General features: G+C 60.8%; 24 protein-coding genes and 2 tRNA genes. 13 read left to right on the forward strand and 13 right to left on the reverse strand.

What is annotated here, in order from left to right; translation table 11 throughout:
* Positions 1 to 296 precede the first annotated feature (296 nt).
* Positions 297 to 545, forward strand: coding sequence for a hypothetical protein (locus J2X54_RS15805; RefSeq protein ID WP_310181908.1), 249 nt, complete (start codon positions 297 to 299; stop codon positions 543 to 545).
* Positions 546 to 566: 21 nt separating this feature from the next.
* Here the strand turns inward: J2X54_RS15805 and J2X54_RS15810 are convergent, their stop codons facing one another.
* Together J2X54_RS15810 and J2X54_RS15815 are read right to left on the reverse strand one after the other, a co-directional pair.
* The gene (locus tag J2X54_RS15810; protein WP_310181909.1) at positions 567 to 1,301 is read right to left on the reverse strand and encodes a hypothetical protein; all 735 of its coding nucleotides are present in this window, start codon (positions 1,299 to 1,301) and stop codon (positions 567 to 569) included.
* A gap of 14 nt (positions 1,302 to 1,315) precedes the next feature.
* Positions 1,316 to 2,260 carry a helix-turn-helix transcriptional regulator gene (locus J2X54_RS15815; protein ID WP_310181910.1) on the reverse strand — a complete coding sequence of 315 codons (945 nt, stop codon included), beginning with the start codon at positions 2,258 to 2,260 and terminating at the stop codon, positions 1,316 to 1,318.
* Between J2X54_RS15815 and dusA the strand changes: the two genes are divergently transcribed.
* The 5 genes from dusA to J2X54_RS15840 all read left to right on the forward strand — a co-directional run bounded on the left by dusA (position 2,259) and on the right by J2X54_RS15840 (position 6,867).
* On the forward strand, positions 2,259 to 3,290 hold the full coding sequence (gene dusA / locus J2X54_RS15820) for a tRNA dihydrouridine(20/20a) synthase DusA (RefSeq protein WP_310181911.1): 1,032 nt from the start codon (positions 2,259 to 2,261) through the stop codon (positions 3,288 to 3,290). The two genes, J2X54_RS15815 and dusA, sit on opposite strands and share 2 nt — an antisense overlap.
* A 407-nt stretch (positions 3,291 to 3,697) precedes the next feature.
* A complete protein-coding gene (locus tag J2X54_RS15825; RefSeq protein ID WP_310181912.1) occupies positions 3,698 to 5,458 on the forward strand; it encodes a methyl-accepting chemotaxis protein in 1,761 nt (586 codons plus the stop codon).
* Between the two features lie 113 nt (positions 5,459 to 5,571).
* The gene (locus J2X54_RS15830; RefSeq protein WP_070252201.1) at positions 5,572 to 5,910 is read left to right on the forward strand and encodes an energy transducer TonB; all 339 of its coding nucleotides are present in this window, start codon (positions 5,572 to 5,574) and stop codon (positions 5,908 to 5,910) included.
* A gap of 56 nt (positions 5,911 to 5,966) precedes the next feature.
* Complete coding sequence (locus J2X54_RS15835; RefSeq protein WP_310181914.1) at positions 5,967 to 6,296, forward strand: energy transducer TonB; 330 nt, start codon at positions 5,967 to 5,969, stop codon at positions 6,294 to 6,296.
* Positions 6,297 to 6,453: 157 nt separating this feature from the next.
* Positions 6,454 to 6,867 carry a hypothetical protein gene (locus J2X54_RS15840; protein ID WP_070252202.1) on the forward strand — a complete coding sequence of 138 codons (414 nt, stop codon included), beginning with the start codon at positions 6,454 to 6,456 and terminating at the stop codon, positions 6,865 to 6,867.
* Positions 6,868 to 6,962: 95 nt separating this feature from the next.
* Here the strand turns inward: J2X54_RS15840 and J2X54_RS15845 are convergent, their stop codons facing one another.
* Positions 6,963 to 7,088, reverse strand: a complete 126-nt coding sequence (locus J2X54_RS15845; protein WP_267875849.1) for a hypothetical protein — start codon at positions 7,086 to 7,088, stop codon at positions 6,963 to 6,965.
* Positions 7,089 to 7,225: 137 nt separating this feature from the next.
* Positions 7,226 to 7,714 carry a hypothetical protein gene (locus tag J2X54_RS15850; RefSeq protein WP_229255520.1) on the reverse strand — a complete coding sequence of 163 codons (489 nt, stop codon included), beginning with the start codon at positions 7,712 to 7,714 and terminating at the stop codon, positions 7,226 to 7,228.
* Between the two features lie 197 nt (positions 7,715 to 7,911).
* On the opposite strand from J2X54_RS15850, the gene J2X54_RS15855 reads away from it, so the two are divergent.
* On the forward strand, positions 7,912 to 9,639 hold the full coding sequence (locus J2X54_RS15855; RefSeq protein ID WP_310181920.1) for a methyl-accepting chemotaxis protein: 1,728 nt from the start codon (positions 7,912 to 7,914) through the stop codon (positions 9,637 to 9,639).
* A 22-nt stretch (positions 9,640 to 9,661) separates the two neighbouring features.
* Here the strand turns inward: J2X54_RS15855 and J2X54_RS15860 are convergent, their stop codons facing one another.
* On the reverse strand, positions 9,662 to 10,240 hold the full coding sequence (locus tag J2X54_RS15860) for a hypothetical protein (protein ID WP_310181921.1): 579 nt from the start codon (positions 10,238 to 10,240) through the stop codon (positions 9,662 to 9,664).
* Positions 10,241 to 10,597: 357 nt separating this feature from the next.
* Between J2X54_RS15860 and J2X54_RS15865 the strand changes: the two genes are divergently transcribed.
* Together J2X54_RS15865 and J2X54_RS15870 are read left to right on the forward strand one after the other, a co-directional pair.
* Entirely contained in the window at positions 10,598 to 11,170 is a 573-nt protein-coding gene (locus J2X54_RS15865; RefSeq protein ID WP_310181924.1) for a hypothetical protein, read from the forward strand.
* A gap of 72 nt (positions 11,171 to 11,242) precedes the next feature.
* A complete protein-coding gene (locus J2X54_RS15870) occupies positions 11,243 to 12,277 on the forward strand; it encodes a hypothetical protein (RefSeq protein ID WP_310181926.1) in 1,035 nt (344 codons plus the stop codon).
* A gap of 140 nt (positions 12,278 to 12,417) precedes the next feature.
* Here J2X54_RS15870 and J2X54_RS15875 read toward each other — a convergent pair.
* The 4 genes from J2X54_RS15875 to J2X54_RS15890 form a co-directional block, all read right to left on the reverse strand.
* Positions 12,418 to 12,493: transfer RNA gene (locus J2X54_RS15875), tRNA-His, on the reverse strand.
* 117 nt (positions 12,494 to 12,610) lie between these two features.
* Entirely contained in the window at positions 12,611 to 13,450 is an 840-nt protein-coding gene (gene murI, locus J2X54_RS15880; protein WP_310181929.1) for a glutamate racemase, read from the reverse strand.
* Positions 13,450 to 14,979 (reverse strand): fumarate hydratase, encoded by a 1,530-nt coding sequence (locus J2X54_RS15885; RefSeq protein ID WP_070252209.1) that lies wholly within the window; start codon positions 14,977 to 14,979, stop codon positions 13,450 to 13,452. The genes murI and J2X54_RS15885 overlap by 1 nt, the downstream gene beginning before the upstream one ends.
* Before the next feature lie 35 nt (positions 14,980 to 15,014).
* Positions 15,015 to 15,611, reverse strand: a complete 597-nt coding sequence (locus J2X54_RS15890) for a TIGR00645 family protein (protein ID WP_070252211.1) — start codon at positions 15,609 to 15,611, stop codon at positions 15,015 to 15,017.
* A 206-nt stretch (positions 15,612 to 15,817) separates the two neighbouring features.
* On the opposite strand from J2X54_RS15890, the gene acs reads away from it, so the two are divergent.
* Positions 15,818 to 17,806, forward strand: a complete 1,989-nt coding sequence (gene acs / locus J2X54_RS15895) for an acetate--CoA ligase (protein ID WP_310181934.1) — start codon at positions 15,818 to 15,820, stop codon at positions 17,804 to 17,806.
* Between the two features lie 3 nt (positions 17,807 to 17,809).
* Here the strand turns inward: acs and J2X54_RS15900 are convergent, their stop codons facing one another.
* The gene (locus J2X54_RS15900) at positions 17,810 to 19,882 is read right to left on the reverse strand and encodes an ATP-binding protein (RefSeq protein WP_310181937.1); all 2,073 of its coding nucleotides are present in this window, start codon (positions 19,880 to 19,882) and stop codon (positions 17,810 to 17,812) included.
* Between the two features lie 304 nt (positions 19,883 to 20,186).
* On the opposite strand from J2X54_RS15900, the gene J2X54_RS15905 reads away from it, so the two are divergent.
* The 3 genes from J2X54_RS15905 to J2X54_RS15915 all read left to right on the forward strand — a co-directional run bounded on the left by J2X54_RS15905 (position 20,187) and on the right by J2X54_RS15915 (position 21,212).
* Positions 20,187 to 20,276: transfer RNA gene (locus J2X54_RS15905), tRNA-Ser, on the forward strand.
* 221 nt (positions 20,277 to 20,497) lie between these two features.
* On the forward strand, positions 20,498 to 20,644 hold the full coding sequence (locus tag J2X54_RS15910) for a hypothetical protein (protein WP_310181939.1): 147 nt from the start codon (positions 20,498 to 20,500) through the stop codon (positions 20,642 to 20,644).
* Between the two features lie 94 nt (positions 20,645 to 20,738).
* Positions 20,739 to 21,212 (forward strand): hypothetical protein, encoded by a 474-nt coding sequence (locus tag J2X54_RS15915; RefSeq protein WP_310181941.1) that lies wholly within the window; start codon positions 20,739 to 20,741, stop codon positions 21,210 to 21,212.
* 258 nt (positions 21,213 to 21,470) lie between these two features.
* Here the strand turns inward: J2X54_RS15915 and J2X54_RS15920 are convergent, their stop codons facing one another.
* The 3 genes from J2X54_RS15920 to J2X54_RS15930 all read right to left on the reverse strand — a co-directional run bounded on the left by J2X54_RS15920 (position 21,471) and on the right by J2X54_RS15930 (position 23,585).
* Positions 21,471 to 21,788 (reverse strand): type II toxin-antitoxin system RelE/ParE family toxin, encoded by a 318-nt coding sequence (locus tag J2X54_RS15920; protein WP_310181944.1) that lies wholly within the window; start codon positions 21,786 to 21,788, stop codon positions 21,471 to 21,473.
* The gene (locus J2X54_RS15925; protein ID WP_310181945.1) at positions 21,788 to 22,075 is read right to left on the reverse strand and encodes a hypothetical protein; all 288 of its coding nucleotides are present in this window, start codon (positions 22,073 to 22,075) and stop codon (positions 21,788 to 21,790) included. The genes J2X54_RS15920 and J2X54_RS15925 overlap by 1 nt, the downstream gene beginning before the upstream one ends.
* Before the next feature lie 376 nt (positions 22,076 to 22,451).
* On the reverse strand, positions 22,452 to 23,585 hold the full coding sequence (locus tag J2X54_RS15930; RefSeq protein ID WP_310181948.1) for a PQQ-dependent sugar dehydrogenase: 1,134 nt from the start codon (positions 23,583 to 23,585) through the stop codon (positions 22,452 to 22,454).
* Positions 23,586 to 23,765: the final 180 nt, after the last annotated feature.

The following is a 23,765-nucleotide window of genomic DNA, read 5'->3' on the forward strand; positions in this document are numbered from 1 at the left end:
CGTCAGCCCGCTGCCTGAAATCCGTCATCCCCGCGCAGGCGGGGATCCAATTTCGTAGCGCAGCCCGCGCACCCATCGCCAAGCCCCAGCAATTCGACAATACCCGATCGCCGCCCCTGCGCGAGAGCCCACCAACGCCAGGCCGGCGATTGCCTGGCGATCCGCGAAGACCATCCCATCAGTGATGCCAATCCTGGTCCGCAGCCAGCGCGCTACCTGGTGGGGCTGGTGGGGCTTGTGACGCTGCCGGTCGTAGCCCATGGACCAGGCTAGCGGGACGCGCTATCATTGAAAATATGACTACACAACAGACTTCACCAAGCGCGCTGCAGACCGTGTTCGCATTGCTGGCCATGCTGCTCGGGTCGGCGGTGCTGGCCGTCGCCGTCGCCTACGTCGCACTCGAGAACATGCCGTGCCGCTGGTTCGGCTCCGCCTTCGAGGGCGGCTGCGGCTTTGGCGCGCTGGGCGCCAGCGCCGGCGTGGCGCTGATCGTCTTCGTCATCGCGTTTGGTTGTGCCGCCCGGCTGTATTTCAGGCGCTAGCCACCCGGACCTGCTGCGGATTCATCCGGCTGACGCCGGCGTGATCGATTTCGTGACCTTGCCGGTTTCGTCGAGCATCTGGATCTCGGCCTTGCCATCCCCGCCTACCTGCAGCAACATGCGCACGCGGCCCTTGGCATCCTTGAGCTGCAGCGATGAGCCCTTCTCGGTCGTATTGCCGAGCCAGATGCGGTTGACGCTCAACCTGCCTTCCGCGGTCAGCTTGTCCCAGTAGGCTTTGCGCCCGTCTTTGTCCAGTTTGCTGGATTCTTCGCGGAAGCGCGCATGGTCTTCCATCGGCGTTACTTTGAAGCTCGGCACATCGTTGATCATGATGGCTGTTCTGTGACTCTTCTCGCTGTCGGTGTTCAGCAATTGCAGCGCCTGGTCCTGGCGGAAGCGGTCGAACGTCAGCGACAGTCCCGAATCGATCTTGCCATTGGCATCGATACTGCCCCGTTGCAGGAAACCGCCGTTTTCCGTGCCTTCCTGGTCGACAAACAGCATGCCGGCAAACGTGCGGCGATCGGGGCGCTCGATTTCCTTGCCGTTCTGGAAGGTGCCGGGGAACTGGGCACGGTTGGAAATGATCAGGCGCTTCGTCCCATCGGGCTCGACGATATTGATGCGGCCGACCGTGATCTCGTCAAAATTCGCCTTCCTGCCGGGATCGTTCGCGCCAGTGAGGACGAAGACGGCGGCCAGCGCGCTGGCCATGGTGGTAGCGCCGGCAAAAAAAGTTTTGAGTTGCGACATGGTGTCTCCTGGTTTTATTTATCGGAAGTATGGGTAATGCGGCGGGCTGCTGCCCGTAGCCGCCATTCCACGACCAGCACCAGCGGTGCGCAGAAAGCGAGCAGGGCGCCCATGTATTGCAAGATCCGGTTTTGCTCCGACTGCACGTAGCGCTTGTCGGCCAGCTCGAACATGCGGCGCCCGCCGGGCACCTGTTCGAAATACACGCTGCCACGGTCGCGCCAGGACTCGACCGTCAGGCGCCGCTTTCGGGTGGATTCGAACTCGGCAGTCAAGCGCATCATCTCTTCCATGGTGATCAGCTTGGCCCCCATGCGATTGACCTGAATCTGGCTGTACTGGTCGAAAATATTCTCGCCCTCACCCGGGGCGATGACGCCCTTCGACACGTATTTGTACTGGTTGTTTGGGAAAAAGATGCCATTGTTCGCCCCCAGCATCATCGCAAAACCGAGTGCTGCCGCTGCCGCCGCGCCAAAGATATAGCGCCGCGCATGGTGCACGCGCCGGGCTTTCACGCCTTCACGAAACTGACTCACTTCCGGAATATGGCGCAGCGTAGCCTGGGTATGCTGGTCGAGGTCGGCCAGGAAGATGTCGGGCGCCATCCCCAGCGCCTTGATGATGTTGCCGAACATCTCAGCCGACGGCTGCGACTTGTCGTTTTCCAGCTTGGACAGGTAAGACTGCTCGATGCCGATCAACTCGGCAAACTGCGGTTGCGTAAGGTTCTTCTCTGTCCTGATCTGCTTGAGCCTGGTGCCGAAGTTCATGGTTGTCCCTGGTTGTTGTATGGAACGTATTCTTCGGGATTCATGCTGGAATGAGAAGGTGAATATGCGCGAATAGCGATGAATTTTGCTTTTTTTGGCAACTTTCGAGCAAGTGGCGCCGGGGCGGACGCTTGGCGTTTGACGGTATAATGACGACCCCCACACCCCACCAGCAGTTGCCGCCATGACCATCTCCGCCCCACATATAGCCGACACCGCCGCCGACAGCGCACCTGTGCCGGGCCGCCGCCTGTCCGTGGCGCCGATGATGGACTGGACCGACCGCCATTGCCGCGTGTTCCATCGCCACATCAGCCAACACACCTGGCTGTACACCGAGATGGTTACCACCGGCGCGCTGGTCTATGGCGACGTTGAGCGCCACCTGCGCTTCAACGACGAGGAACACCCGGTTGCGCTGCAACTGGGCGGCAGCGATCCGGCCGACCTGGCCACCAGCGCCAGGCTGGGCGAAAAGTGGGGCTACGATGAAATCAACCTCAATTGCGGCTGCCCGTCCGAGCGGGTGCAGAAGGGCGCTTTCGGCGCCTGCCTGATGGCCGAGCCGCGACTGGTGGCCGATTGCGTGAAAGCCATGCGCGACGCGGTGGACATTGACGTCACCGTCAAGCACCGGATCGGCATCGACAAGACAGAGAGCTACGACTTCGTGCGTGATTTCGTCGGCACCGTGGCCGACGCCGGTTGCACCACCTTCATCGTGCACGCGCGCAATGCCATATTAAAAGGGCTGTCGCCGAAGGAAAACCGCGAAATCCCGCCGCTCAAGTACGACTTCGCCTACCGCCTCAAGCGTGACTTTCCGCAGTTTGAAATCATCATCAACGGCGGCATCAAGACCGAGGCCGAGATCGACGAGCACTTGCGCCATGTCGATGGCGTGATGCTGGGCCGCGAGGCGTACCACAACCCGTTCCTGATGGCCACGTTCGACCAGCGCTATTACGGCGCTACCACCGAGCCGAAGTCCCGCGCCGAGGTGCTCGAAGCAATGATCCCCTACATCCAGGCGCAGCTGGCGCAGTACGGTCCGCTCGGCCTGAAGATGAATTCGATTACACGACACATGCTGGGCCTGATGCAAGGTCTGCCTGGCGCCAAATCGTTCCGCCAGACCTTGTCGGACTCGAAACAGCTGGCCGCTGGCGACGCCACCCTGGTGCGCCAGGCCGCAGCCCGCCTCGCTTACGCGTAAATCTCCCGCGCTTTTCCGCACCACCTCCGGCGCCTGCGGGCGCCGCGCTCCCCGTGATACTTTCATCCAACTATTGAAGTAACTAGCAAGCACAATTTTCAAGTGTTGGAATTTCCACTCAGAAATTATGTTTCCACGCGATCTAGATGTTTTTTCCTTGCCCTACGGAAAAATTTGCATCTATAATTTGCATTCTTACACACCTGTCTACCGTCTTTCGTGTGTGTAATGCGAGGCAGAAACGAGAACGCGACGCCGGTGGGGCGCCAAATTTTGCATTCGCAGTCATTGTTTGCTAATGTCATGTTTACTTGCTCAGTAGAAATTTTTGGGTGGTCGGTGTCCCTACCCCCGACAGGCCATCCAAGGCAAATTCTTATCAACAGTGTCACTTACGAAGAGACGAAATGAATTTAGCAAAAATGAAAGTTGGCATGCGCTTGGGCCTCGGATTTGCCCTGGTCCTGGTGTTCCTGATCGCGGTCACCACGGTCGGCATCTTCCGCATGGCACAGATCCAGGATCGCCTCGATCACGTCATCAGCGTCAACAACGTGGTCACCCGCCTGGTAACCGACATGCGAACCAACGTTGCCACCCGCGTCAGCACGCTGCGCATCCTGACCCTGTTGAGCGACCCGGACGACATGGCCAAGGATCTGAACAACGTCAAAGTCCTGGCTGGCGCCTACGCCGATGCACAAAACAAGCTGAGCGCCAAGTTCGCCGCCGAAGCCCTGCCTGAAGAGAAGGCCCTGCTGGCCACCATCAAGGAACAGGAAGCGATCGCCATGCCGGCCATCGCCAAGGCGACCGACCTGTGGGTCAGTGGTCAGGCTGAAGCCGCCACCCGCGTGCTGATCAAGGAAATCCGTCCGGCACAAGTCAAGTGGATGGCCGCGCTGGACCAACTGGGCACCCTGGAAGACAAGCTCAACGCCGAGATGCAAGTGGAAGCCGCCAAGGGCTTCGCCAGCGGCCGTACCTTCATGATCATCATGGGCCTGCTGGCCGTGGTGATCTCGGTAGCCGCCGCCGTGGTGATTACCCGTGGCCTGCTGAAACAGCTGGGCGCCGAACCGGCGTACACCTCGGCCATTGCCAGCAGCATCGCCAACGGCGACCTGGCGGTGTCGATCAACACCAGCAGCACTGACAAGGATAGCCTGCTGTACGAAATGCGTGAAATGCGCGACAGCCTGGTCGATATCGTGGGCCAGGTTCGCTCCGGCACCGAAACCATCGGCACCGCCACCCGCGAAATCGCCGCCGGCAACACCGACCTGTCGGCCCGTACCGAAATGCAGGCGAGCTCGCTGGAAAAAACCGCGACCGCCATGGAAGAGCTGACCTCGACCGTGAAACAGAACGCCGACAACGCCCGTGAAGCCAACCAGCTGGCCTCGGCCGCTTCGGATGTGGCGATCAAGGGCGGCAAGGTGGTCTCGGAAGTGGTCAACACCATGAGCTCGATCGACGCATCGGCCAAGAAGATCGTCGACATTATCGGCGTGATCGATGGCATTGCTTTCCAGACCAACATCCTGGCGCTGAACGCTGCCGTGGAAGCAGCCCGTGCCGGCGAACAAGGCCGTGGCTTCGCGGTGGTGGCGTCCGAAGTGCGCAACCTGGCCCAGCGTTCCGCTGGCGCCGCCAAAGAAATCAAGATGCTCATCGATGACTCGGTGGAAAAAGTTGGCGCCGGCACCAAGCTGGTCGGCCAGGCCGGTGTGACCATGGACGAAGTGGTGTCCTCGGTGCGCCGCGTAACCGACATCATGAGCGAGATCGCTAACGCCAGCCAGGAGCAGAGCGCCGGCATCGAACAAGTCAACCTGTCGATCATCGAGATGGACAGCATGACCCAGCAAAACGCCGCGCTGGTGGAAGAATCCGCCGCCGCAGCAAAGAGCTTGCAAGACCAGGCCGACGAGTTATCCCGCGTCGTCAGCATCTTCAAGCTGGTGGAAGGCGAGGAGCGCGCAACTGCTCCAGTGTATGTGCCAGCCCCGAAAGCTGTAGCGAAGGCGGCAGTCAAGCCGATCGCTGCGGCACCTCGCGCTCCGGTGAAGAAACTGGCCTCCAGGCCAGCGCCCGCACCGGCAGCCAAGCCGAAGAAAGTCGTCGCGACCAGTACCGCCAGCGCTGACGAGTGGGAAGAGTTTTAACGACTTCAAGTATTGCCCGGGCCGCTGTCACGTTGTTGCGTGATGGTGGAAACGCCAAGGCGGACCGGGAATCCGAACCTTTAACGATGTTAAAAATAATTGAGAGAAATTAAATGACCAAGTTTTCGACCGTAATCGCCGCCTTCCTGCTGTCCGCCACCTCCGCTGCCGCCTTCGCTGCAGAAGTACCGGCTTCCATCGACGCCAAGAACTGCAAGGCTGAATATCCAAAAGCGTCGCTGATCAACGAAGAGCAGGGCGATGTCAAGATGGCCTTCCTGGTCGGCACGGACGGTAACGTTGTTGATTCCAAACTGGAAAAATCGAGCGGCTTCAAGAACCTCGACAAGGCCGCCATGAAAGCACTGTCGGCCTGCAAGTTCAAGCCGGGCACGAAGGACGGCGCCGTGGCGCAGACCTGGGCCAAAGTGGACTATAGCTGGAAGCTGTAACACCTGAACCGCCACAATTTTATCCATAGGGGAAAATCATGATGACGAACAAGCGTATGTTGGGTCTGGTTGCAGCGGTTCTCGTAGCGAGCGCACCAGCCGTATTTGCCGCCGAAGTGCCAGCCAGCTTCGACTCCAAGAACTGCAGGGCCGAATATCCTAAAGCGTCGCTGATGAACGAAGAGCAGGGCACGACCTCGATGTCGTTCCTGGTCAAACCGGACGGTTCGGTGGCCGACTCCAAGGTCGACAAGACCAGCGGCTTCAAGAACCTGGACAAGGCCGCCATCAAGGCCCTGTCCGCCTGCAAGTTCAAACCAGGCACCAAGGACGGCGCGCCAGCCGAAACCTGGACCAAGGTCGATTACGCCTGGAAGCTCGATTGATTCTACCCACTCGATGGATAGTTGTTGCGTAGAAGAGGGAGCCGTTCGCGGCTCCCTTTTTCGTTGCAGGGCGCAGCTCCGTGTAACAAGCTGTAATGACACTGCTTTCGCGCTACACTTGCTTTTATAGTGTGATTCTGAACAAGGAGAATTGGCGATGAAATCGATCTTTGCAGTGGTCGGCGTGATGGCGGCGCTGACGGGATGCGCTACCCAGCAACCTTATTACACCAGCACCCGCGTGGTGCAAGACCCCTACCAGTGGCGCACGGTGTCGGTCACCCCGTCGGACCGCGCGCCGGGGCAGGCTTCCGGGCCGGTGTACACCACCGAAGAGCTGCCGCCGCAGTCGAGCTCGCGCGTGGTCTATACCGAGCAACCGGTGACCACCACCACGTACATCACCCAGCCGTCCACGGTGATTTATCAGCCGGCGCCCGTGTATTACCAGCCGGCGCCGTCGTATTACTATCCACCGGTATCGATCGGCCTGAACTTCGGCTTCAACCGGTACTGGGGCGGCGGCGGCCGTGGTTACTACGGCGGCGGCCGCGGCGGCTGGCGCCGTTAGACGTTTCTCAGTCCCGTACCAAAAAATCCCGCAGTGCCATAACGGCGCTGCGGGATTTTTTTCTACGCGTGGGCAACGCGGTCACCCGGCAGCATTCAGCGCAGGTGGTACACCGAAGCCGACTGGTTCATCAGCGTGTTTTCCGATACCAGCACAAACGTCGAGGCAACTGCCAGCGTGATAAGCAAGGTACCGACTGCGTGGGGGAAAAAGCGTGCCATGACCGGCTCCTGTTGAAAGTAGTTTCCGACAGGGTTGCCGGATGACTAAAGGATAAGCCAGACTCAGCGTAGGAGGGATCAGCCAAATGTCCGACGTTCTGTAGGACAACAGCTTGACCCTATCCGTCAGTCAACTTTTATCTGGTCTTCCAGATCGTGACGGGTGCGGCGGGCGCGGTGTCGAGCTTGTCGCACAGGGCAAGCCACTGGGTCAGCCGGTCCGGCTGCTTGAGCGTGATGCCCATGCCGTCGATGATGCCGACCTGTTCCATGTAGCGCGCATCGATCTTGGCCTTGGAGACGGTAGGCGCGGCCATGACCAGGCGCTCGTAGGCCTTGCGCGCCTTGTTCTCCCACTTGTGCAGGCCGGATTCGTCGAAGCGGTTGGCTTCGAAATACACGGTCAGCGAGCCGTCCGGATTGCCAAAGCCGACAATGCCGGAACCGCTGCGGATGGCCGCGTTGGCCGATGGATCGAACAGTTCGGAGGGCACGAACACGCCGGCGCGACCGTCCGTATCGGGACGTCCTACAGGCGTATCTTTGCTGTAGGTGGAAACTTCAGTGATGGATTTTTCTTCGGACATGATGGGGGAGAGTGTGACGTCGCGTTCGTTGGGCGACACAGCTTCATTGTAGCGCTATTCTCGTTCCCTATGGAAATAGACTTGCAAGAAATATTGTAACTCTAACGATGCGGCGTGATTGCCACACTTGCGTGTCAATTTGCCATATGTTTCCCTAAGGCTAGTAAAATCAGCAATGCAACCGATTGTCAGTGGCGATACTCGCTCAGGATGCACTCATAGATTGAGGGAAAAACATGTCTTTTCACGAACTCAAGGTCAGCACGCGTCTGGCGACAGGCTTCGGCCTCTTATTGGTGGTCTCCATCATCATTGCGGCGCTGGGCATTACCAAGCTGGCTGCGCTGAACGAGTCGCTGGTCGTCACCGTTGACTTCAACGCGCAAGAATCGAATATGATCGCCATCGCCTCCGGCGAGGCGCAAAAAGCCTCTGCTGCGATGCGCAACCTGATCGTGCTCAGTGACGTGCCCAGGATGACGGCGCAGAAGCAGGCGTTCGATACCAGCCTGCGCAACTACGACAAGGTGATCGCCGACCTGGAAAAATTATTTGCCAGCGATCCCAATGCCAGCGCTGAAGAAAAAGCCTACCTGGTAAAAATAGAGGAAGTCAAAAAGTCCGCGCTGCCGGCGATTAACAAGGCTGCCGAGCTGGGGCTCAAGAACGATCCCGGCGCGCCCGACGTGCTGATGGGCGAGACCGGGCCGGCGCTCGATAAATGGACCAATACGCTGATCGAATTCCGCGATTACGAGATCAAAACCAGCAACGACACCGCGGCCCAGGCCCACGCCGATTACGAAAAGAGCCGGGCACTGATCCTCGCCGTGTCGCTGGTTGGCGTGTTACTGTCGATCGGCGCCAGTGTGATCATCACGCGCAGCATCCTGAAACAGCTCGGTGGCGAGCCTGCCTATGCCATGCAGGTCGCCGAGCAGATCGCCGGCGGCAAGCTCTATACCGATATCGTGCTTGCCGCCGGCGACAGCCGCAGCCTGATGTACTCGATGCGGCAGATGCGCGACCAGTTGGCCGATATCGTCGGCCGCGTGCGCGTAGGGACCGACACCATTGCCACCGCCTCGGCGCAAATCGCCGCAGGTAATCTCGACCTGTCTTCGCGCACGGAAGAGCAGGCCAGCTCACTGGAAGAAACCGCCGCGTCGATGGAAGAACTGACCGGCACCGTCAAGCAGAATGCCGACAATGCGCGCCAGGCCAATCAGCTGGCCGTGTCTGCCTCGGAAGTGGCGGTGCGCGGTGGCGCCGTGGTGTCGCAGGTGGTGGAGACCATGGCCTCGATTAACCAGTCGTCCAAAAAAATCGTGGACATCATCGGTGTCATCGACGGCATCGCGTTCCAGACCAATATCCTGGCCCTGAATGCCGCCGTCGAAGCAGCCAGGGCCGGCGAGCAGGGCCGCGGTTTTGCCGTCGTCGCCACCGAGGTGCGCAACCTGGCGCACCGTTCCGCCGCCGCCGCCAAGGAAATCAAGATCCTGATCGACGACTCCGTCACCAAGGTCGATACCGGCGGCAAACTGGTGGACGACGCCGGCGTGACCATGGCCGACATCGTGCAATCGATTACCCGCGTGACCGACATCATGAGCGAAATCGCCTCGGCCAGCCTGGAGCAGACCACCGGCATCGAGCAAGTCAATTCGGCGATTGCGCAAATGGACGAGGTGACCCAGCAAAATGCCGCGCTGGTGGAACAGGCTGCGGCTGCCGCCAACTCGATGCAGGAGCAGGCCAGTATCCTGTCGCAGGTAGTCAGCGTGTTCAATGTGGGGCAGCAGCAGGCCAGCCAGGCTGCACCGCGTCCCGCACAACACCCCGCAGCACGTCCGGCCACCCCGCCGCCTGCCGCACGGCGCATTGCCATCGCCAAGCCGGCGCCTGCGCGCCCGGCGAAAGATGTCTCGAAAGCTGAAGCGGGGGAGTGGGAGCAGTTCTAGTCAGCGTGAGCCCCGGCGCTGTTTAGCGCGGGGCCATATGCCAGCCCTGGCTGCCCAGTACGAACCGCATATCGGCCTTGACGTCGCCCTGGCCTGGAACAGTGACCTTGGCGGCGCACAGCAGATTGCCGGTTTTGCGTTCGACCTTGCATTGATCGACACTCTTGACCACCATGCCGGGCAGCGCCTTCACTTGCGGATCGTTGGCTGCCGCCGGATCGGCCGCCACCTTCTCGGCCGCCAGGGCGGTCATGGCCGCCTTGACCTCATCGGTCGTGGGGCCGGGGAACTCGGCGTTCTTGCGCTCCACGCCAACCCACGTTGCGCCATCCTGGCGCAGCGGCAGGACTGTGAAGCCGTCGCGCATGCCGGCGCTCATCCCCACCAGGCATACGGTCTCTTCTTTCACTTCCGGTGATGGCCGGCAGCCGACCAGGCTGGTGATCCGGAACGCCATCGGCACCGGCGACGCCGATTTGGCCACGCCGGCATCGACGGCAGACTGGATTTGCTCGATGGTGGGCGTGGTGGCCGCGTGGGCTGAGGACAAGGTCAGCAGTGTGGTAGTGACGAGGGCGAGGGTAGAGGTAATAGTGCGCATGAAATGTTGATTATTAATAAAGGACTGCCAGTCTAACACTTACCGCGCAGCAATGAGGCAAGGTTGCTGTAGCGTGCGGAGGATGGCTCGCTGGCATGGTCACCTCATGACGGTTCAATCCTCGACTGCGAGAACCCCACCTGGACCAGAGAAAAAGCGTTGTCGTGCGTCACCAGCATCGCTTTGGCCGCCACCGCGTGCGCGGCAATCCATACATATAGTTTCATGCTGTAACAGGGTAGTCATAAAAATTCGCTACGCTTCCGCCTGAGTTGTTGATTGAAAGGAAATAGCCCGATCACAACCAGCGTGCGTTGTTAATTTTTCATAATCCGAAACCCGTTTCAGGAAACCATCATGAAATTTCTAAAGATAGCTCTTTTGTTTCTGTGGATGACAGCCTTCTCCGGAGTGACCTCAGCGCAAACCCTGAATACCCAGTTTGGAGGGTGGCTGGGCAAGAACCAGCATGGGTATTTCCTGGACGGTTCAGAGTGGCATTATTGCTTCAACAATGCTGGGGGGAGCTGCGGCTCGGTAGCCTTGACGACTGGCCATTCGTCCTGCCGTACGACAGGGTTCAACATCGGGGGTAAATGGGCGATACCTACCAGAATCGGTGGAATGGAAATCAACGCTTCGGCCAACCGGTCCTGGACGGCCTGCAACATTCGGAGTGAAACCATCACCTGCAGCCCCAACAAGGGTTATAGGGGCCGCGCCGTGATTAACTTCAGCGAAAGGTTTGGGAGAATGCGCGTGCTCGGCGGAAATAATTTCCTGACCATTGATAACGACTGCCCGGACAAGTGGCGCGCAGACTGGCTGGGCGGCACCAGCTGGCGCTGCACCTACGTGGGCGGCGCATATACGGTCGATGGTTATCTTCCCGAGTGGCGCGGCAGCAGTTGCGACTATCAGCGGATTTAAGGCGCACGTCATCTGGGCGGCTGCCGGTCCGGCGGATTGCCCAGTTCAAAGTCACCATTTCCTGGGAATGTCATGTCCACCAAACTATCTTTTTCCTTGACCCGCTGGTCCGCAGCAGCCGTCATCGGCGCTGCCGTTCTGATCGCGACCGGGTTCTTTGTTATGTCGGGCCGCGAGCAACGGACCGACAAGGTCGATGCGCCCCATTTCGCCGGTTCCGGCGTACAGCCAGCGCCAGCGCAGGCTGCGCGCGGTGCGCGAGCGGCCGCGGGCGGTGCCGCGCATGGCGTCGCGGCTGTGGCGGCGGATGAGTCGGCCAGCGCTGCGGTCAAGCCGTTGACGCCCCGGCAGGCTGGCGACGGTCTTCGCGCCCTCGTCGACAAGATTCTCAAGCGCGAGGACCTGTCGTCGAAAGAAATCGAGGAATTCCAGACGAGTCTGCTGGAATCGATCGAGAACGACATCGACGTTGTCAAAACCGTGCAGCAGTTTTATCACGACATGCCGGCCGAGCAGGGTATGGAGCGTGACATGTTGCGGTCGTTGCTAGTCGTAACGCCGGCCGGCCGCAGTATTGTCTTGCACGAGGCGAATGCGATCTGGCAAGGGCAGAGCGAGAACAAGTTTGCCGAGATGTACGAGACGTACTTCAACTTGCCCGGCCAGGCACCGCAGGACGTCATCGTCCGGGCGCTGGCCGATGTCAAGGCAGGAACCAAAACCGATGAGCGCACCGCTGTGGCGCGGCTCAATTTCATCGGCACACTGGCGGAACAGAAAAGTGGCGATGTCGCCAATCTGCGCAGCGATGCCGTCCAACTGTTGAACCAGACTGCGCAGAGCCAGGGCAGTGATCTGGTGCGCGCGCTGGCCGTCCAGAAGCTCTATCGCCTCAATTCTCCTGCCGAGGCTTCGAACATCGCCATTACGCAGTTGTCAAAAGGGGCATACGGTGACCTGGTTCGGGAAACCCTGAGCTCGGTAAATAGCGGCGACGTGGAACTCACGCCCAACTTGCGTGCGGCGTTGACCACTGCCGTCAAGCGCCCCGGCGCTTCGGCCGAAGAGAAGCAGCAGTTCAGCGAGGTCCTGGGACCGCATAGCTGATAGCGGTGATCGCAGCAGCGGATTTTGGCGGCTATTATTCGGGCTGGAGAGGGAGACGTGCGTCTTCGAGGAGAAACGTGATGACGAAAAAAATGCCTGATTCCCTGGGCAATCAAGCATTTTTTCAATAACGAATTCTTTGGGGTGGCTGATGGGGCTCGAACCCACGACAACAGGAATCACAATCCTGGACTCTACCAACTGAGCTACAGCCACCACTGTCTTACTAACTGCGCCTGCTTTGCGGTTTGCTGGGCAGGTGCCGCATTATACAAGCCACTTTGGAAACCTGCAAATCTAAATGCGAGGTTTTTTTGGAAATGACCGTTGTTTCTAGATGTCGGCCGCTGCAACCACCGGATCGAGGTCGAGCAGGGCGCGGAACGCTGCCGACAAGGCGGCCGGCCTGGCGGTCGTGAAGCCGCGCAAGGTCGCGGGCGCATCCGGCGCTGCCGCACGCAGCAGCGCGCCGGTGTCCAGCAAGCGCCCCAGTTGGCGCGCTACGGCGTCGCCGGTGTCGATCAGCACCACGTCGGCGCGGTCGTGCGCGGCCAGCACCTGTTCGATACCGTCGCGCACGAACGGGTAGTGGGTGCAGCCGAGTACCAGGGTGTCGGCGCCCTGGTCGAGCAGCGGCGCCACGTACTGCTCCAGCATGGCGCCGATCTTCGGTGCTTGCAGGTCGCCCAGTTCGATCTGGTCCACCAGGCCCACGGCCGCCTGCAGCAGGAATTCGGCGTGGGTGGTGGCGCTGATCTGTTCGCGCAGTTGCAGGAATTTTTCGCCCTTGAGCGTGCGGGCCGTGGCCAGCACGCCCACTTTGCCGTTGCGGGTGGCGGCCGCTGCGGGTTTCAGGCCCGGCTCCACGCCCACCACGGGTAATTCCGGGTAGCGTGCGCGTACCGCCTTGATGGCGGCCACGGTGGCCGTGTTGCAGGCGACGACCAGCGCCTTGGCGCCGTGGTCCAGCAGGAAGGCTGTCACCGCCAATGCACGCTCGACCACGAACTCTTCGGTTTTTTCGCCGTACGGTGCGTGGCCGGAATCGGCAAAGTACAGCAGGTGTTCGTGCGGTAGCTGCGCGCGGATATGGCGCAGCACCGACAGGCCGCCCACACCCGAGTCGAACACGCCGATCGGGCACTCGGCTGGCTGTGGGCGCGGGGCGTTCATCAGGCAGTGACGATGGCCACGTTCAGTTGCTCGATCTTGGCTTTCCATTCCGCCGGACCGGTGTTGTGCACCGAGGTGCCGGCCGAGTCGACTGCTACCGTGACCGGCATGTCTTCCACGTCGAACTCGTAGATCGCTTCCATGCCCATGTCGGCAAAGCCCAGCACCTTGGCGCCCTTGATCGCCTTCGAGACCAGGTAGGCCGAACCGCCAACCGCCATCAGGTAGGCCGACTGGTGCTTCTTGATCGACTCGATCGCGATCGGGCCGCGCTCGGCCTTGCCGATCATGGCGATCAGGCCGGTTTTCTCGAGCATCATGTCGGTGAACTTGTCCATGCGGGTGGCAGTCGTTGGGCCGGCTGGGCCGACCACTTCGTCACGCACCGGATCGACCGGACCGACGTAGTAGATCACGCGGTTCTTGAAGTCCACCGGCAGTTCTTCGCCCTTGGCCAGCATGTCCTGGATGCGCTTGTGGGCAGCATCGCGGCCGGTCAGCATTTTGCCGTTGAGCAGCAGGGTCTGGCCCGGCTTCCACGAGGCGACTTCTTCTTTCGTCAGCGTGTTGAGGTCGACGCGTTTCGATTTTTCGGTGTCCGGCGCCCACGACACATCAGGCCAGGTGGACAGCGGTGGCGGCGTCATGTAGGCAGGGCCGGAGCCGTCGAGCACGAAGTGGCCGTGGCGGGTGGCCGCGCAGTTCGGGATCATGGCCACTGGCTTCGACGCCGCGTGGGTCGGGTGCATCATGATTTTGACGTCGAGCACGGTGGTCAGGCCGCCCAGGCCCTGGGCGCCGATGCCCAGCGCGTTGACCTTGTCGCACAGTTCGATACGCAGTTCTTCGAGCTTGTTCTGCGGGCCGCGCTGCTTCAGCTCGAACATGTCGATGTCTTCCATCAGCACTTCCTTGGCCATCAGCATGGCTTTCTCGGCAGTGCCGCCGATGCCGATGCCCAGCATGCCTGGCGGGCACCAGCCGGCGCCCATGGTCGGCACGGTTTTCAGTACCCAGTCCACCAGCGAATCGGACGGGTTCATCATGATCATCTTGGACTTGTTTTCCGAGCCGCCGCCCTTGGCTGCGACCTTGACGTCCACGGTGTTACCTTCGACCAGTTCCATGTGGACCACGGCTGGCGTGTTGTCCTTGGTGTTCTTGCGGTCGAAGTGCGGGTCGGCCACGATCGATGCGCGCAGCTTGTTGTCGTCGAAGTTGTACGCGCGGCGCACGCCTTCGTTGACGGCGTCGGTGACGGTGCCGCTAAAGCCTTCGAAGCGCACACCCATGCCAATCTTCAGGAAGACGTTGACGATGCCGGTGTCCTGGCAGATCGGGCGCTTGCCTTCCGCGCACATGCGCGAGTTGGTCAGGATCTGCGCGATGGCGTCCTTGGCGGCCGGGCTCTGCTCGGAGTCATACGCGCGCGCCAGGTGCTCGATGTAATCGGCTGGATGGTAATAGCTGATGTACTGGAGGGCGGCGGCAACCGATTCGATCAGGTCTTCTTGCTTTATGATGGTCATGATGTTCTCGCGTGGTGGATGGGATGTTTTTTGAATCAGTGCGACTTGGAGTCGTGGTGCGTCATCGTGGTCAGGCGGTCGGTGTAGGCAATTGCCAGGGCCGAGAGCAGGAAAGCGATGTGGATCGTTGTTTGCGCAATGAGCACCTTGGCATCGTACGCATTGGCGTTAATAAAGGTTTTCAGCAGGTGGATCGACGAGATGCCGATAATCGCCATGGCCAGCTTGGTTTTCAGCACGGACGCATTCACGTGCGACAGCCACTCGGGCTGGTCCGGGTGGCCTTCGAGGTTCATGCGCGACACAAAGGTTTCATAGCCGCCGATGATCACCATCACCAGCAGGTTGGAGATCATGACCACGTCGATCAGGCCCAGCACCACCAGCATGATGGTGGTTTCGTTGAGGCGGGTAGGGGCGACGGCGTTAGGGACGGCCACGGCCTGGATGATGTGCTGCAGGGCGGCGTCGTTGCCCATGGCCGCGCCGATCAGGTCTTTCAGTTCGACCCAAAAGTGGAAAACGTACACGCACTGGGCCAGGATCAGACCCACGTACAGCGGCAATTGCAGCCAGCGCGACATGAAAATGAAGTGGGGTAGAGGACGCAGCTTGGGCTTGTGCTCGGACATGTAGGCGGGACTCCGGAAAATGGTGCAGACTATAAGATGGCGACATTCTACACGCGCAGCCCGGCTGTGGCACCGCTGCGTGAGGCTGTCATGCCATGGCAGAAATATTGATAGAATCATCTGAACTATGCGGTGTCGGCATGTAAGGGCGCAGTAAGCGATGGCGTTTATGTTTGTGGCAAACGAATACAACAACGGAGACTAGTATGAGCAGCACTACCACCCAGCAAGGCCCACAGGAAACCCGCGTCTTCAACCCGCCCGAGGCCTTCGTGGCCCAGGCCACCGTCTCGGGCATGGACGGCTACAACGCGCTGTGCGCGGAGGCCGAAGCCGACTACGAAGGCTTCTGGGCGCGCCTGGCCAACGAACACCTGGCCTGGCAAACGCCGTTCACCCGCACCCTGAACGAAGACGACGCGCCGTTCTACAAATGGTTCGAAGGCGGCAAGCTCAACGTCTCGTACAACTGCCTCGACCGCAACCTGACCAACGGCAACGCCGACAAGACCGCCATCATCTTCGAAGCGGACGACGGCAAGGCGGTCAATGTCAGCTATAAGGAACTGCACGAAAAAGTGTGCAAGTTCGCCAACGGACTCAAGTCGCGCGGCATCAAAAAGGGCGACCGCGTCATCATCTACATGTCGATGTCGGTCGAAGGCGTGGCGGCCATGCAGGCGTGCGCCCGCATCGGCGCCACCCACTCGGTGGTGTTTGGCGGCTTCTCCGCCAAGTCGCTGCAGGAGCGCATTATCGACGCCGGCGCCGTGGCCGTCATCACCGCCGACGAACAACTGCGCGGCGGCAAGCAACTGCCGTTGAAATCCATCGTCGACGAAGCGCTGGCGCTGGGCGGCTGCGACACCATCAAGGACGTGATCGTCTATAAGCGCACCGGCGGCAACGTTGCCTTCAACGAAGGCCGCGACCTGTGGCTGCACGACCTGGTGGCCGACCAGTCGGCCGACTGCGAGCCGGAATGGGTCGATGCCGAGCATCCGCTGTTCATCCTGTACACGTCCGGCTCCACCGGCACCCCGAAAGGCGTGCAGCATTCGAGCGGCGGCTACCTGCTGTGGGCTGCACTGACCATGAAATGGTCGTTCGACATCAAGCCCGCCGACGTGTACTGGTGCACCGCCGACATCGGCTGGGTAACCGGCCACAGCTATATCGCCTACGGTCCCACCGCCGTGGGCGCCACCCAGGTGATCTTCGAAGGCGTGCCCACCTACCCGAACGCCGGCCGCTTCTGGGACACCGTGGCCAAGCACAAGGTCAGCATCTTCTACACCGCGCCAACGGCGATCCGTTCGCTGATCAAGGCGTCGGACGTCGATCCGAAAGTGCATCCGAAAAACTACGACCTGTCGTCGCTGCGCCTGCTGGGCACGGTGGGCGAGCCGATCAATCCGGAAGCCTGGATGTGGTACTACACGCAGGTGGGCGGCGAGCGCTGCCCGATCGTGGACACCTTCTGGCAAACCGAGACCGGCGGCCACATGATCACCCCGCTGCCGGGCGCCACGCCGATGGTGCCGGGTTCGTGCACCTTGCCGCTGCCGGGCATCATGGCAGCCATCGTCGATGAAGCGGGCGCCGACGTGCCGAACGGGCAGGGGGGTATTCTGGTCGTCAAGCGTCCATGGCCGTCGATGATCCGCACCATCTGGAACAACCCGGACCGTTTTAAAACCAGCTACTTCCCGGATGAACTGGGCGGCAAGATGTACCTCGCTGGCGACGGCGCCATCCGCAACAAGGACACCGGCTACTTCACCATCACCGGCCGCATCGACGACGTGCTCAACGTTTCCGGTCACCGCATGGGCACGATGGAAATCGAATCGGCGCTGGTGGCCAATCCGCTGGTGGCCGAGGCTGCCGTGGTCGGCCGTCCCGACGACACCACCGGCGAATCGATCTGCGCGTTCGTGGTGCTCAAGCAGGCGCGCCCGACCGGCGACGACGCCAAGAAGCTGGCGCTGGAGCTGCGCAACTGGGTGGGCAAGGAGATCGGTCCGATCGCCAAGCCGAAGGAAATCCGCTTTGGCGACAACCTGCCGAAAACCCGCTCGGGCAAGATCATGCGCCGCCTGCTGCGCGTGCTGGCCAAGGGTGAGACCATTACCCAGGACGTCTCCACGCTGGAAAACCCGGCCATCCTGGAGCAACTGAAAGAAGCTTCGTAAGCTTTATCGCTGCGGTGGCGCGTCCACCGCAGCGAGCATGTCCGCCACCCGCTCCGAGAGCACATCGATATCGAACGGCTTGGTCATCACGGCCATGCCTTCGGCCAATTTGCCGCTGCCCAGCACGGCAGCTTCCGCATACCCGGTCAGGAACAGCACACGCAGGCGCGGCTTGAGCCGCATGCCCAGCTCGGCCATCTGGCGCCCGTTCATGCCGCCCGGCAGGCCGATATCGCTGACCAGCAGATCGACCGGCGCGCCCGACTCCAGCACTGCCAGGCCGGCGGCGCCGTCGCCTGCCTGTAATACCGTGCAGCCGAGGTCGTCCAGGATGTCGGCGATCAGCAGACGCACGCTCGGCTCGTCATCGACCACCAGCACGGTGGCGCTGCGGATGTCGCGCGCAACCGTGCTGGTCTTCTCGCGGATGTCGGCACCATCGGCCACGCCGTCGTGGCGCGGCAGGTAGAGGCACACGGTAGTGCCCGCGCCATGCTCCGAATAGATGCGCACGTGGCCGCCCGACTGCTTGGCAAAGCCATAGACCATCGACAAGCCGAGCCCGGTACCTTCACCCGGTTGCTTGGTGGTGAAGAACGGCTCGAACACGCGCGCGATCAGTTCCGGCGCGATGCCGGTGCCGGTATCCTGCACGCTGAGCGACAGGTATTCGCCGGCCGGCAAATCATCGGCTTCGGCCCCGGCCACCTCGCCGTCGAGCCAGTGGTTGGCGGTGGTAATGCGGATCTGGCCGCCGCCCGGCATGGCGTCGCGCGCGTTGATGCACAGGTTGAGCAGCGAATTTTCCAGCTGCGACGCATCGACCAGCGCAGTCCACAGGTCGTCGGGTCCATGCGCCTCCACCTGCACGGCCGGGCCGACGGTGCGCCGCACCAGGTCTTCCATGCCACGCACCAGGCGGTTGACGTCGGTGGGCCTGGGATCGAGCGTTTGCTGGCGCGAAAAGGCCAGCAGCCGGTGGGTGACGGCGGCTGCGCGTTTGGCCGCATCGTTGCCCACCTCGACATAGCGCTTGATGTCGCCATAGCGGCCCTGGCCAATGCGCTGGGCGATCATGTCGAGGCTGCCCTGGATGCCGGCCAGCAGGTTGTTGAAATCATGCGCCAGCCCGCCGGTAAGCTGGCCGACCGCCTCCATCTTCTGCGCCTGGCGCAGCGCATCTTCTGCCGAGCGCAGCGCCTCGGATTGCTCCTTCTCCGCAGTGATATCACGGCCGACCGCGTAGATGCTCTCCGCATCGGGCCGGATCGACCACGAGATCCAGCGATAGGTGCCATTCTTGTGGCGGTAGCGGTTGTCGAAGCGCGTGAGCGCACGTCCTTCAGACAGCAGTCGCGCGGCATCGGCGGTGCGTTTGATATCGTCCGGGTGAAGGTGATCGAGCACGTTGGTGCCGACCAGCTCGCTCTCACCGAGCCCCAGCACATCGAGCCACGCCGGATTGACGGTGTCGATCAGGCCACGGAAACTGCAGCGCAGCATGATGTCCGCCGACAGTTCCCACAGCCGGTTGCGGTCGCGTGTGCGCTCATCGACAGTGCGCACCAGCGTGGCCTGGGCCGTGTGCGCCTCGCGGTCCTTGCGCACCTGCTCGGTAATTTCCTGGCCCTGGTTGAGCAGGCCGACCACCGAACCATCCTCGCCGACGATGGGCGTGGCGGAAAAGTTCCAGAAAGTTTTTTCAAGCTGGCCGTGGCGCAGTACCATCAGCTCGACATAGTTGTGCGAGAAGCCCAGGCCGGTGGCCATGGCCCGGTCAAAATCGGGCGCCACCTTGTCCCAGGTACTGCCCCACACGCCGGCGACCGGCTGACCGAGGGCGCCCGGATGGCGATCGACCAGCGATTCGGCATAGGCATCGTTATAGAACATGCGCAACTCCGGCCCCCACAGCACCGCGCCCAGAATGGGCGAGTTGAGGCAGGCCGAGAGGGAAGAACGCAGCGATTGCGGCCACGTGCGGGGATCGCCCATTGCAGTGCCGGCCCAGTCATGGGCACGCATCAAGGCGCCCATGTGGCCGCCGTTATCGAGGAAGGAAAGCGAACTCGTCATATCTGATCAGTGAAACCCGAGGTTCTCCGGCGCCAGCGAAGGCGCGCGGTCACGTTGTAAGAAGTATTGGGTGCAGCGTGCTTGCGCGGTGGAACGCGGACAAGCGGTAAGCCAGGGCGGGATCAGGGACCAGGCAGAGGTCGGGGTCGCAGCCGCGCAATTTGGGCCGCAGGGCGGCATCGGGCAGAGACCGGGTAATTGTAGCTGATGAAATCACTAGCACTGAAGGAGTTGCCAAATAAAGTTGGTGCTGTGTGGATTGTTTGCTATAATTCGCGGCTTCTCCGAGAGGGGAAGAGTTGCAGGAGAGGTGGATGAGCGGTTGAAGTCGCACGCCTGGAAAGCGTGTATAGGGTCAAACCTATCGGGGGTTCGAATCCCCCTCTCTCCGCCAAGGATACATATCAGGCGATCCCAGCAAGTCCCGGGAAATCCCTCAAAAAGCCGCTTTAGCCCTTGCTAGAGCGGCTTTTTTGTTTTGTGGCGTTCTGGGCTGTGCGAGGGCATCCAGGTTTTTTAGGGGCCTGATACAGATCAGCCTCTCCCCCACGCAGGAACCTTGCCCCCATATCCAGATCTAAAGTAGTTTTCGACGTTCTGACGGAGGAGACTACCATGCCAAAAATCATCTTACCTCTGACGGAGCAGCAGGTAGAGCAGAATCTGCCCGGCGACCGGCCGCGCAAACTGGTTGACGGCAGTGGGCTCTATCCGACTGTTAACTCCGACGGAACTTCGGGCTGCCATGTCTGTCATATATGAAGAGCCCAACTCGATTTCGCCATATCTCCGTCACGCATGACGTCGACTGTTTCCAGGTCTGCATGGCTTGGAAGTGGGGTAACAGGTGAGGAAAATGCAGGGTCTCCATAGCTCGGACAACTTATTTTTGCGAGGATATTTTGGGCTGGGTAATCATTTCGCTTTTCCTGCCCATATTTTCTCCCTTTTTGTTTTATTTGGTGCTGAAGGCTTTGCTTTTCCTAGTGCCCCGAAAGTTATTCAACTGATTAAAGACGACCAGCTTGGTTGGGTCGGTGCTGGCTTTGCATGTTCAACGCTCTACGAGATTTTTGAGCCCGGCGCAGGCAAAGCGATGTCGATGGAGGCGGGGGCTGGGTATGCCATCGGCGCGGCGATTGTCTTCTTGGCGGCCTCAAGCGTAATTGCAGCAGTGGGAACCATGCTGCCGGTTGCCTACCCAATGCCAACTGGCGCTACTTGGCGAACGCATTATCAGATTCTCATTAAGTCGGTTGGCTTGACGATTGCCAGCGCAGTGTTGTTCGGGCTTGTTCATTATGGTACTGTTGGAGTCCGAACGCTATAAATCTTGCCTTCGTATCCCAAATTGATCACGCGACGGGAGCGTAAAATGACAACCTTAAAAGCCTAGATAGGCGACCGCCTTGAAACCCCGGAGAAAGCGCGTACAACGCTATCGAATATTGCTGTGTTCGGTGGCGTGGTTGGTGTTCTCCTGACAATGATAGCTGTGATAATCGCCCAAGTCTGATTAGGGTGATTCGCAAACAAAAGGCGATCCGCCACCCTCAACGGCTTGGCAACATTTGTCTTTACTTCTAAATCAAGTCCTCTTTGCGAGGTATAGGCTCTGTGAGTCAGCGCTGGAAGGGGGCCACTGGCGGGCGGCGTGCAGTACGCGCAGCACGCGCACCACGTCACCGGCAGTGTCATAGACGAGGATGTAATTCTGGTGCGCTACCAGCTCACGAGTGCCGGCAGCACGGCCAGGCTTGCCCAAGCCGGGATGATCGACCAGGCGGTTCGCCTTTTCTGCAAACAGCTCATCGATGGCGAGCGCGGCGGCCGGGTTGTCGGCCTCGATGTATTCGTAGATGTCATCGCGGTCTCGAATCGCCTCTGGTGTCCAGAACAATTCCATTATTCATCGGCGTCCAGTCGGCGACGTGTGGCGGCGCGCTTGGCGGCGAACTTGGCTTCAACCTCAGCGGCCGGGATCAGGTTGCCGGCATTGGCCGAGTCCAGACCGCTCTGCACCTGGCGACGGAACCAGGCGTCATGTTCTGCCGCTTCCTGCTGCTGCCGAACGAAGTCACGCATGAAGTCGCGCAGCAACTGGGCGCCGGTACGGTCGCGCCCCTTGGCGGCTGTCGTGAACTGGACTTTCAGGTTTTCATCGACCCGGAAGGTAAAAGTTGCTTCGCTCATGCCCTTGCTCCTATGTGTTACAACGTAATTACATGGTAGCACAAGGCGCAACCGCCGTATGGCGACTCGCAGCAATGGGACGGAAACCGTGTTAATGAAAAGCCGGCCCGGCCGGATTGGCTTGGCTTTCCTTTTATCCCGTGTTGTTGGCGCTGACCGAAAACTGACCCGGATAACCTATCGGGGCATAATTAAGGCATATTTTCAGAGCTTTCAGGCAGGAATCCAAGCGTGGCAAGCCTTCTTCGAAGGCCTCGCCCTGTGCACGGGCATGCCTCTTCGAATCGCCCATCTGCCGCCGCGCGAGCGGCGGCCTCGCGCGCTATGGGTGCGCGGCGTGCACCCGATCAGGCTTTTCGATCTGAAGTCCGCTGGCCTACTTCTTCGGCGTGAGCATCAGCAACCGCCCACTCGCACCGTCTTCCAGCAACCACAGCGCGCCATCCGGCCCGGTGCGCACGGCACGAATCCGTTCGCCCATGTCCCAATGTTCCTGCTTGGTCGCGTTCTCGCCGTCGAGGGCGATGCGGTCCAGCGACTTGCCCGAGAGACCGGTGATGAACAGGGAGTTTTTCCACTTCGGGAACAGGTCCGCATCGTAATAGGCCAGGCCACCCGGTGAAATGGCCGGATTCCAGGATACTTTCGGGGCCTCGAAGCCGTCGCCAGGCGCGTGGTCGGGGATGTCCCTGCCGTCATAATGGCTGCCATTCGATACCTTCGGCCAGCCATAGTTGAGGCCTGGCTTGATCAGGTTGATCTCGTCGCCATGGCGCGGCCCCATTTCCATTTCCCACAGGCGCCCTTGCTTGTCGAAAGCGATGCCCAGCAGGTTGCGGTGGCCGTACGACCACACGGCTGCATTGAAGCCCTTGGCCGCGAGCGGGTTGCCGGCGGCCGGCGTGCCGTCGAGGTTCAGGCGCAGCACCTTGCCCAGTGTCGACTTGGGATCCTGTGCCGGCTCGAGAAGCTGGCGGTCGCCACTGGTGAAGAACAGATACTTGCCATCCTGCGAAAAACCGATGCGGCCCGAATAGTGCCCGCCTGTCGAAGCATCCTGGCCGCGGAAAATGGCCTTTGTATCCTTGAGCGTGCCGCCTGCCTGATCCAGTGTCGCGGTGGCGAGCACGACCCGGCTGCTGTCGCCGCTGCCCGCCTCGGAGTAGCTGAAGTAGAGCAGCTTGCTGGCCGCGAAATCGGGAGCGGGCACGATGTCCATGAGCGCGCCCTGGCCCTTGCTGCTGACGGCGGGTGTGCCGGACACTGTTCGCCTGGTACCGGTTGCGGGATCGAACAGGATCAACGTCCCTTCCTTTTGCGTCACCAGCACGTGGCCGTTGGGCAGAAATGCCATGGCCCACGGGTTCTTGAATGTGCCTACCGGCTTGACCTCGAAAGGCAGGCCGCCGGTTGCGGATGTGCTGGCCCGTGCGTTCGCGGCTGCCGGGGCGGTCAAGGCGAGCAGGGTGAGCGAGAAAGTGGTGGCAATGCCGATCATGTTCAAATTCATGTTTTCCAGATCTCCATTTGCGGATTGATGCCAGGTTGTTGGCGCGAACAGTATGCCATTTGCGCCGGCGCTGTTGGTCTACAGGGGCGTTGGGAAGTGTAGAGCAAAACTTCCGTTGCAGACGTTCCGCTACTCGCGGCCGGAGATCGCTGTACTGCGCACCACAATTGCCGAGATTAC

Origin of the sequence: Duganella sp. 3397 (genome assembly GCF_031456625.1) — a bacterium.
GTDB classification, from domain to species: Bacteria; Pseudomonadota; Gammaproteobacteria; order Burkholderiales; family Burkholderiaceae_D; genus Rugamonas; species Rugamonas phyllosphaerae.

Bases quoted from the DNA above. Each gene is read 5' to 3' on its own strand.
- J2X54_RS15805 (WP_310181908.1), top strand. From the start codon at position 297: ATGACTACACAACAGACTTCACCAAGCGCGCTGCAGACCGTGTTCGCA.
- J2X54_RS15810 (WP_310181909.1), bottom strand. From the start codon at position 1,301: ATGTCGCAACTCAAAACTTTTTTTGCCGGCGCTACCACCATGGCCAGC.
- dusA (WP_310181911.1), top strand. From the start codon at position 2,259: ATGACCATCTCCGCCCCACATATAGCCGACACCGCCGCCGACAGCGCA.
- J2X54_RS15815 (WP_310181910.1), bottom strand. From the start codon at position 2,260: ATGGCGGCAACTGCTGGTGGGGTGTGGGGGTCGTCATTATACCGTCAA.
- J2X54_RS15825 (WP_310181912.1), top strand. From the start codon at position 3,698: ATGAATTTAGCAAAAATGAAAGTTGGCATGCGCTTGGGCCTCGGATTT.
- J2X54_RS15830 (WP_070252201.1), top strand. From the start codon at position 5,572: ATGACCAAGTTTTCGACCGTAATCGCCGCCTTCCTGCTGTCCGCCACC.
- J2X54_RS15835 (WP_310181914.1), top strand. From the start codon at position 5,967: ATGTTGGGTCTGGTTGCAGCGGTTCTCGTAGCGAGCGCACCAGCCGTA.
- J2X54_RS15840 (WP_070252202.1), top strand. From the start codon at position 6,454: ATGAAATCGATCTTTGCAGTGGTCGGCGTGATGGCGGCGCTGACGGGA.
- J2X54_RS15845 (WP_267875849.1), bottom strand. From the start codon at position 7,088: ATGGCACGCTTTTTCCCCCACGCAGTCGGTACCTTGCTTATCACGCTG.
- J2X54_RS15855 (WP_310181920.1), top strand. From the start codon at position 7,912: ATGTCTTTTCACGAACTCAAGGTCAGCACGCGTCTGGCGACAGGCTTC.
- J2X54_RS15860 (WP_310181921.1), bottom strand. From the start codon at position 10,240: ATGCGCACTATTACCTCTACCCTCGCCCTCGTCACTACCACACTGCTG.
- J2X54_RS15865 (WP_310181924.1), top strand. From the start codon at position 10,598: ATGAAATTTCTAAAGATAGCTCTTTTGTTTCTGTGGATGACAGCCTTC.
- J2X54_RS15870 (WP_310181926.1), top strand. From the start codon at position 11,243: ATGTCCACCAAACTATCTTTTTCCTTGACCCGCTGGTCCGCAGCAGCC.
- murI (WP_310181929.1), bottom strand. From the start codon at position 13,450: ATGAACGCCCCGCGCCCACAGCCAGCCGAGTGCCCGATCGGCGTGTTC.
- J2X54_RS15885 (WP_070252209.1), bottom strand. From the start codon at position 14,979: ATGACCATCATAAAGCAAGAAGACCTGATCGAATCGGTTGCCGCCGCC.
- J2X54_RS15890 (WP_070252211.1), bottom strand. From the start codon at position 15,611: ATGTCCGAGCACAAGCCCAAGCTGCGTCCTCTACCCCACTTCATTTTC.
- acs (WP_310181934.1), top strand. From the start codon at position 15,818: ATGAGCAGCACTACCACCCAGCAAGGCCCACAGGAAACCCGCGTCTTC.
- J2X54_RS15900 (WP_310181937.1), bottom strand. From the start codon at position 19,882: ATGACGAGTTCGCTTTCCTTCCTCGATAACGGCGGCCACATGGGCGCC.
- J2X54_RS15910 (WP_310181939.1), top strand. From the start codon at position 20,498: ATGCCAAAAATCATCTTACCTCTGACGGAGCAGCAGGTAGAGCAGAAT.
- J2X54_RS15915 (WP_310181941.1), top strand. From the start codon at position 20,739: ATGCAGGGTCTCCATAGCTCGGACAACTTATTTTTGCGAGGATATTTT.
- J2X54_RS15920 (WP_310181944.1), bottom strand. From the start codon at position 21,788: ATGGAATTGTTCTGGACACCAGAGGCGATTCGAGACCGCGATGACATC.
- J2X54_RS15925 (WP_310181945.1), bottom strand. From the start codon at position 22,075: ATGAGCGAAGCAACTTTTACCTTCCGGGTCGATGAAAACCTGAAAGTC.
- J2X54_RS15930 (WP_310181948.1), bottom strand. From the start codon at position 23,585: ATGAATTTGAACATGATCGGCATTGCCACCACTTTCTCGCTCACCCTG.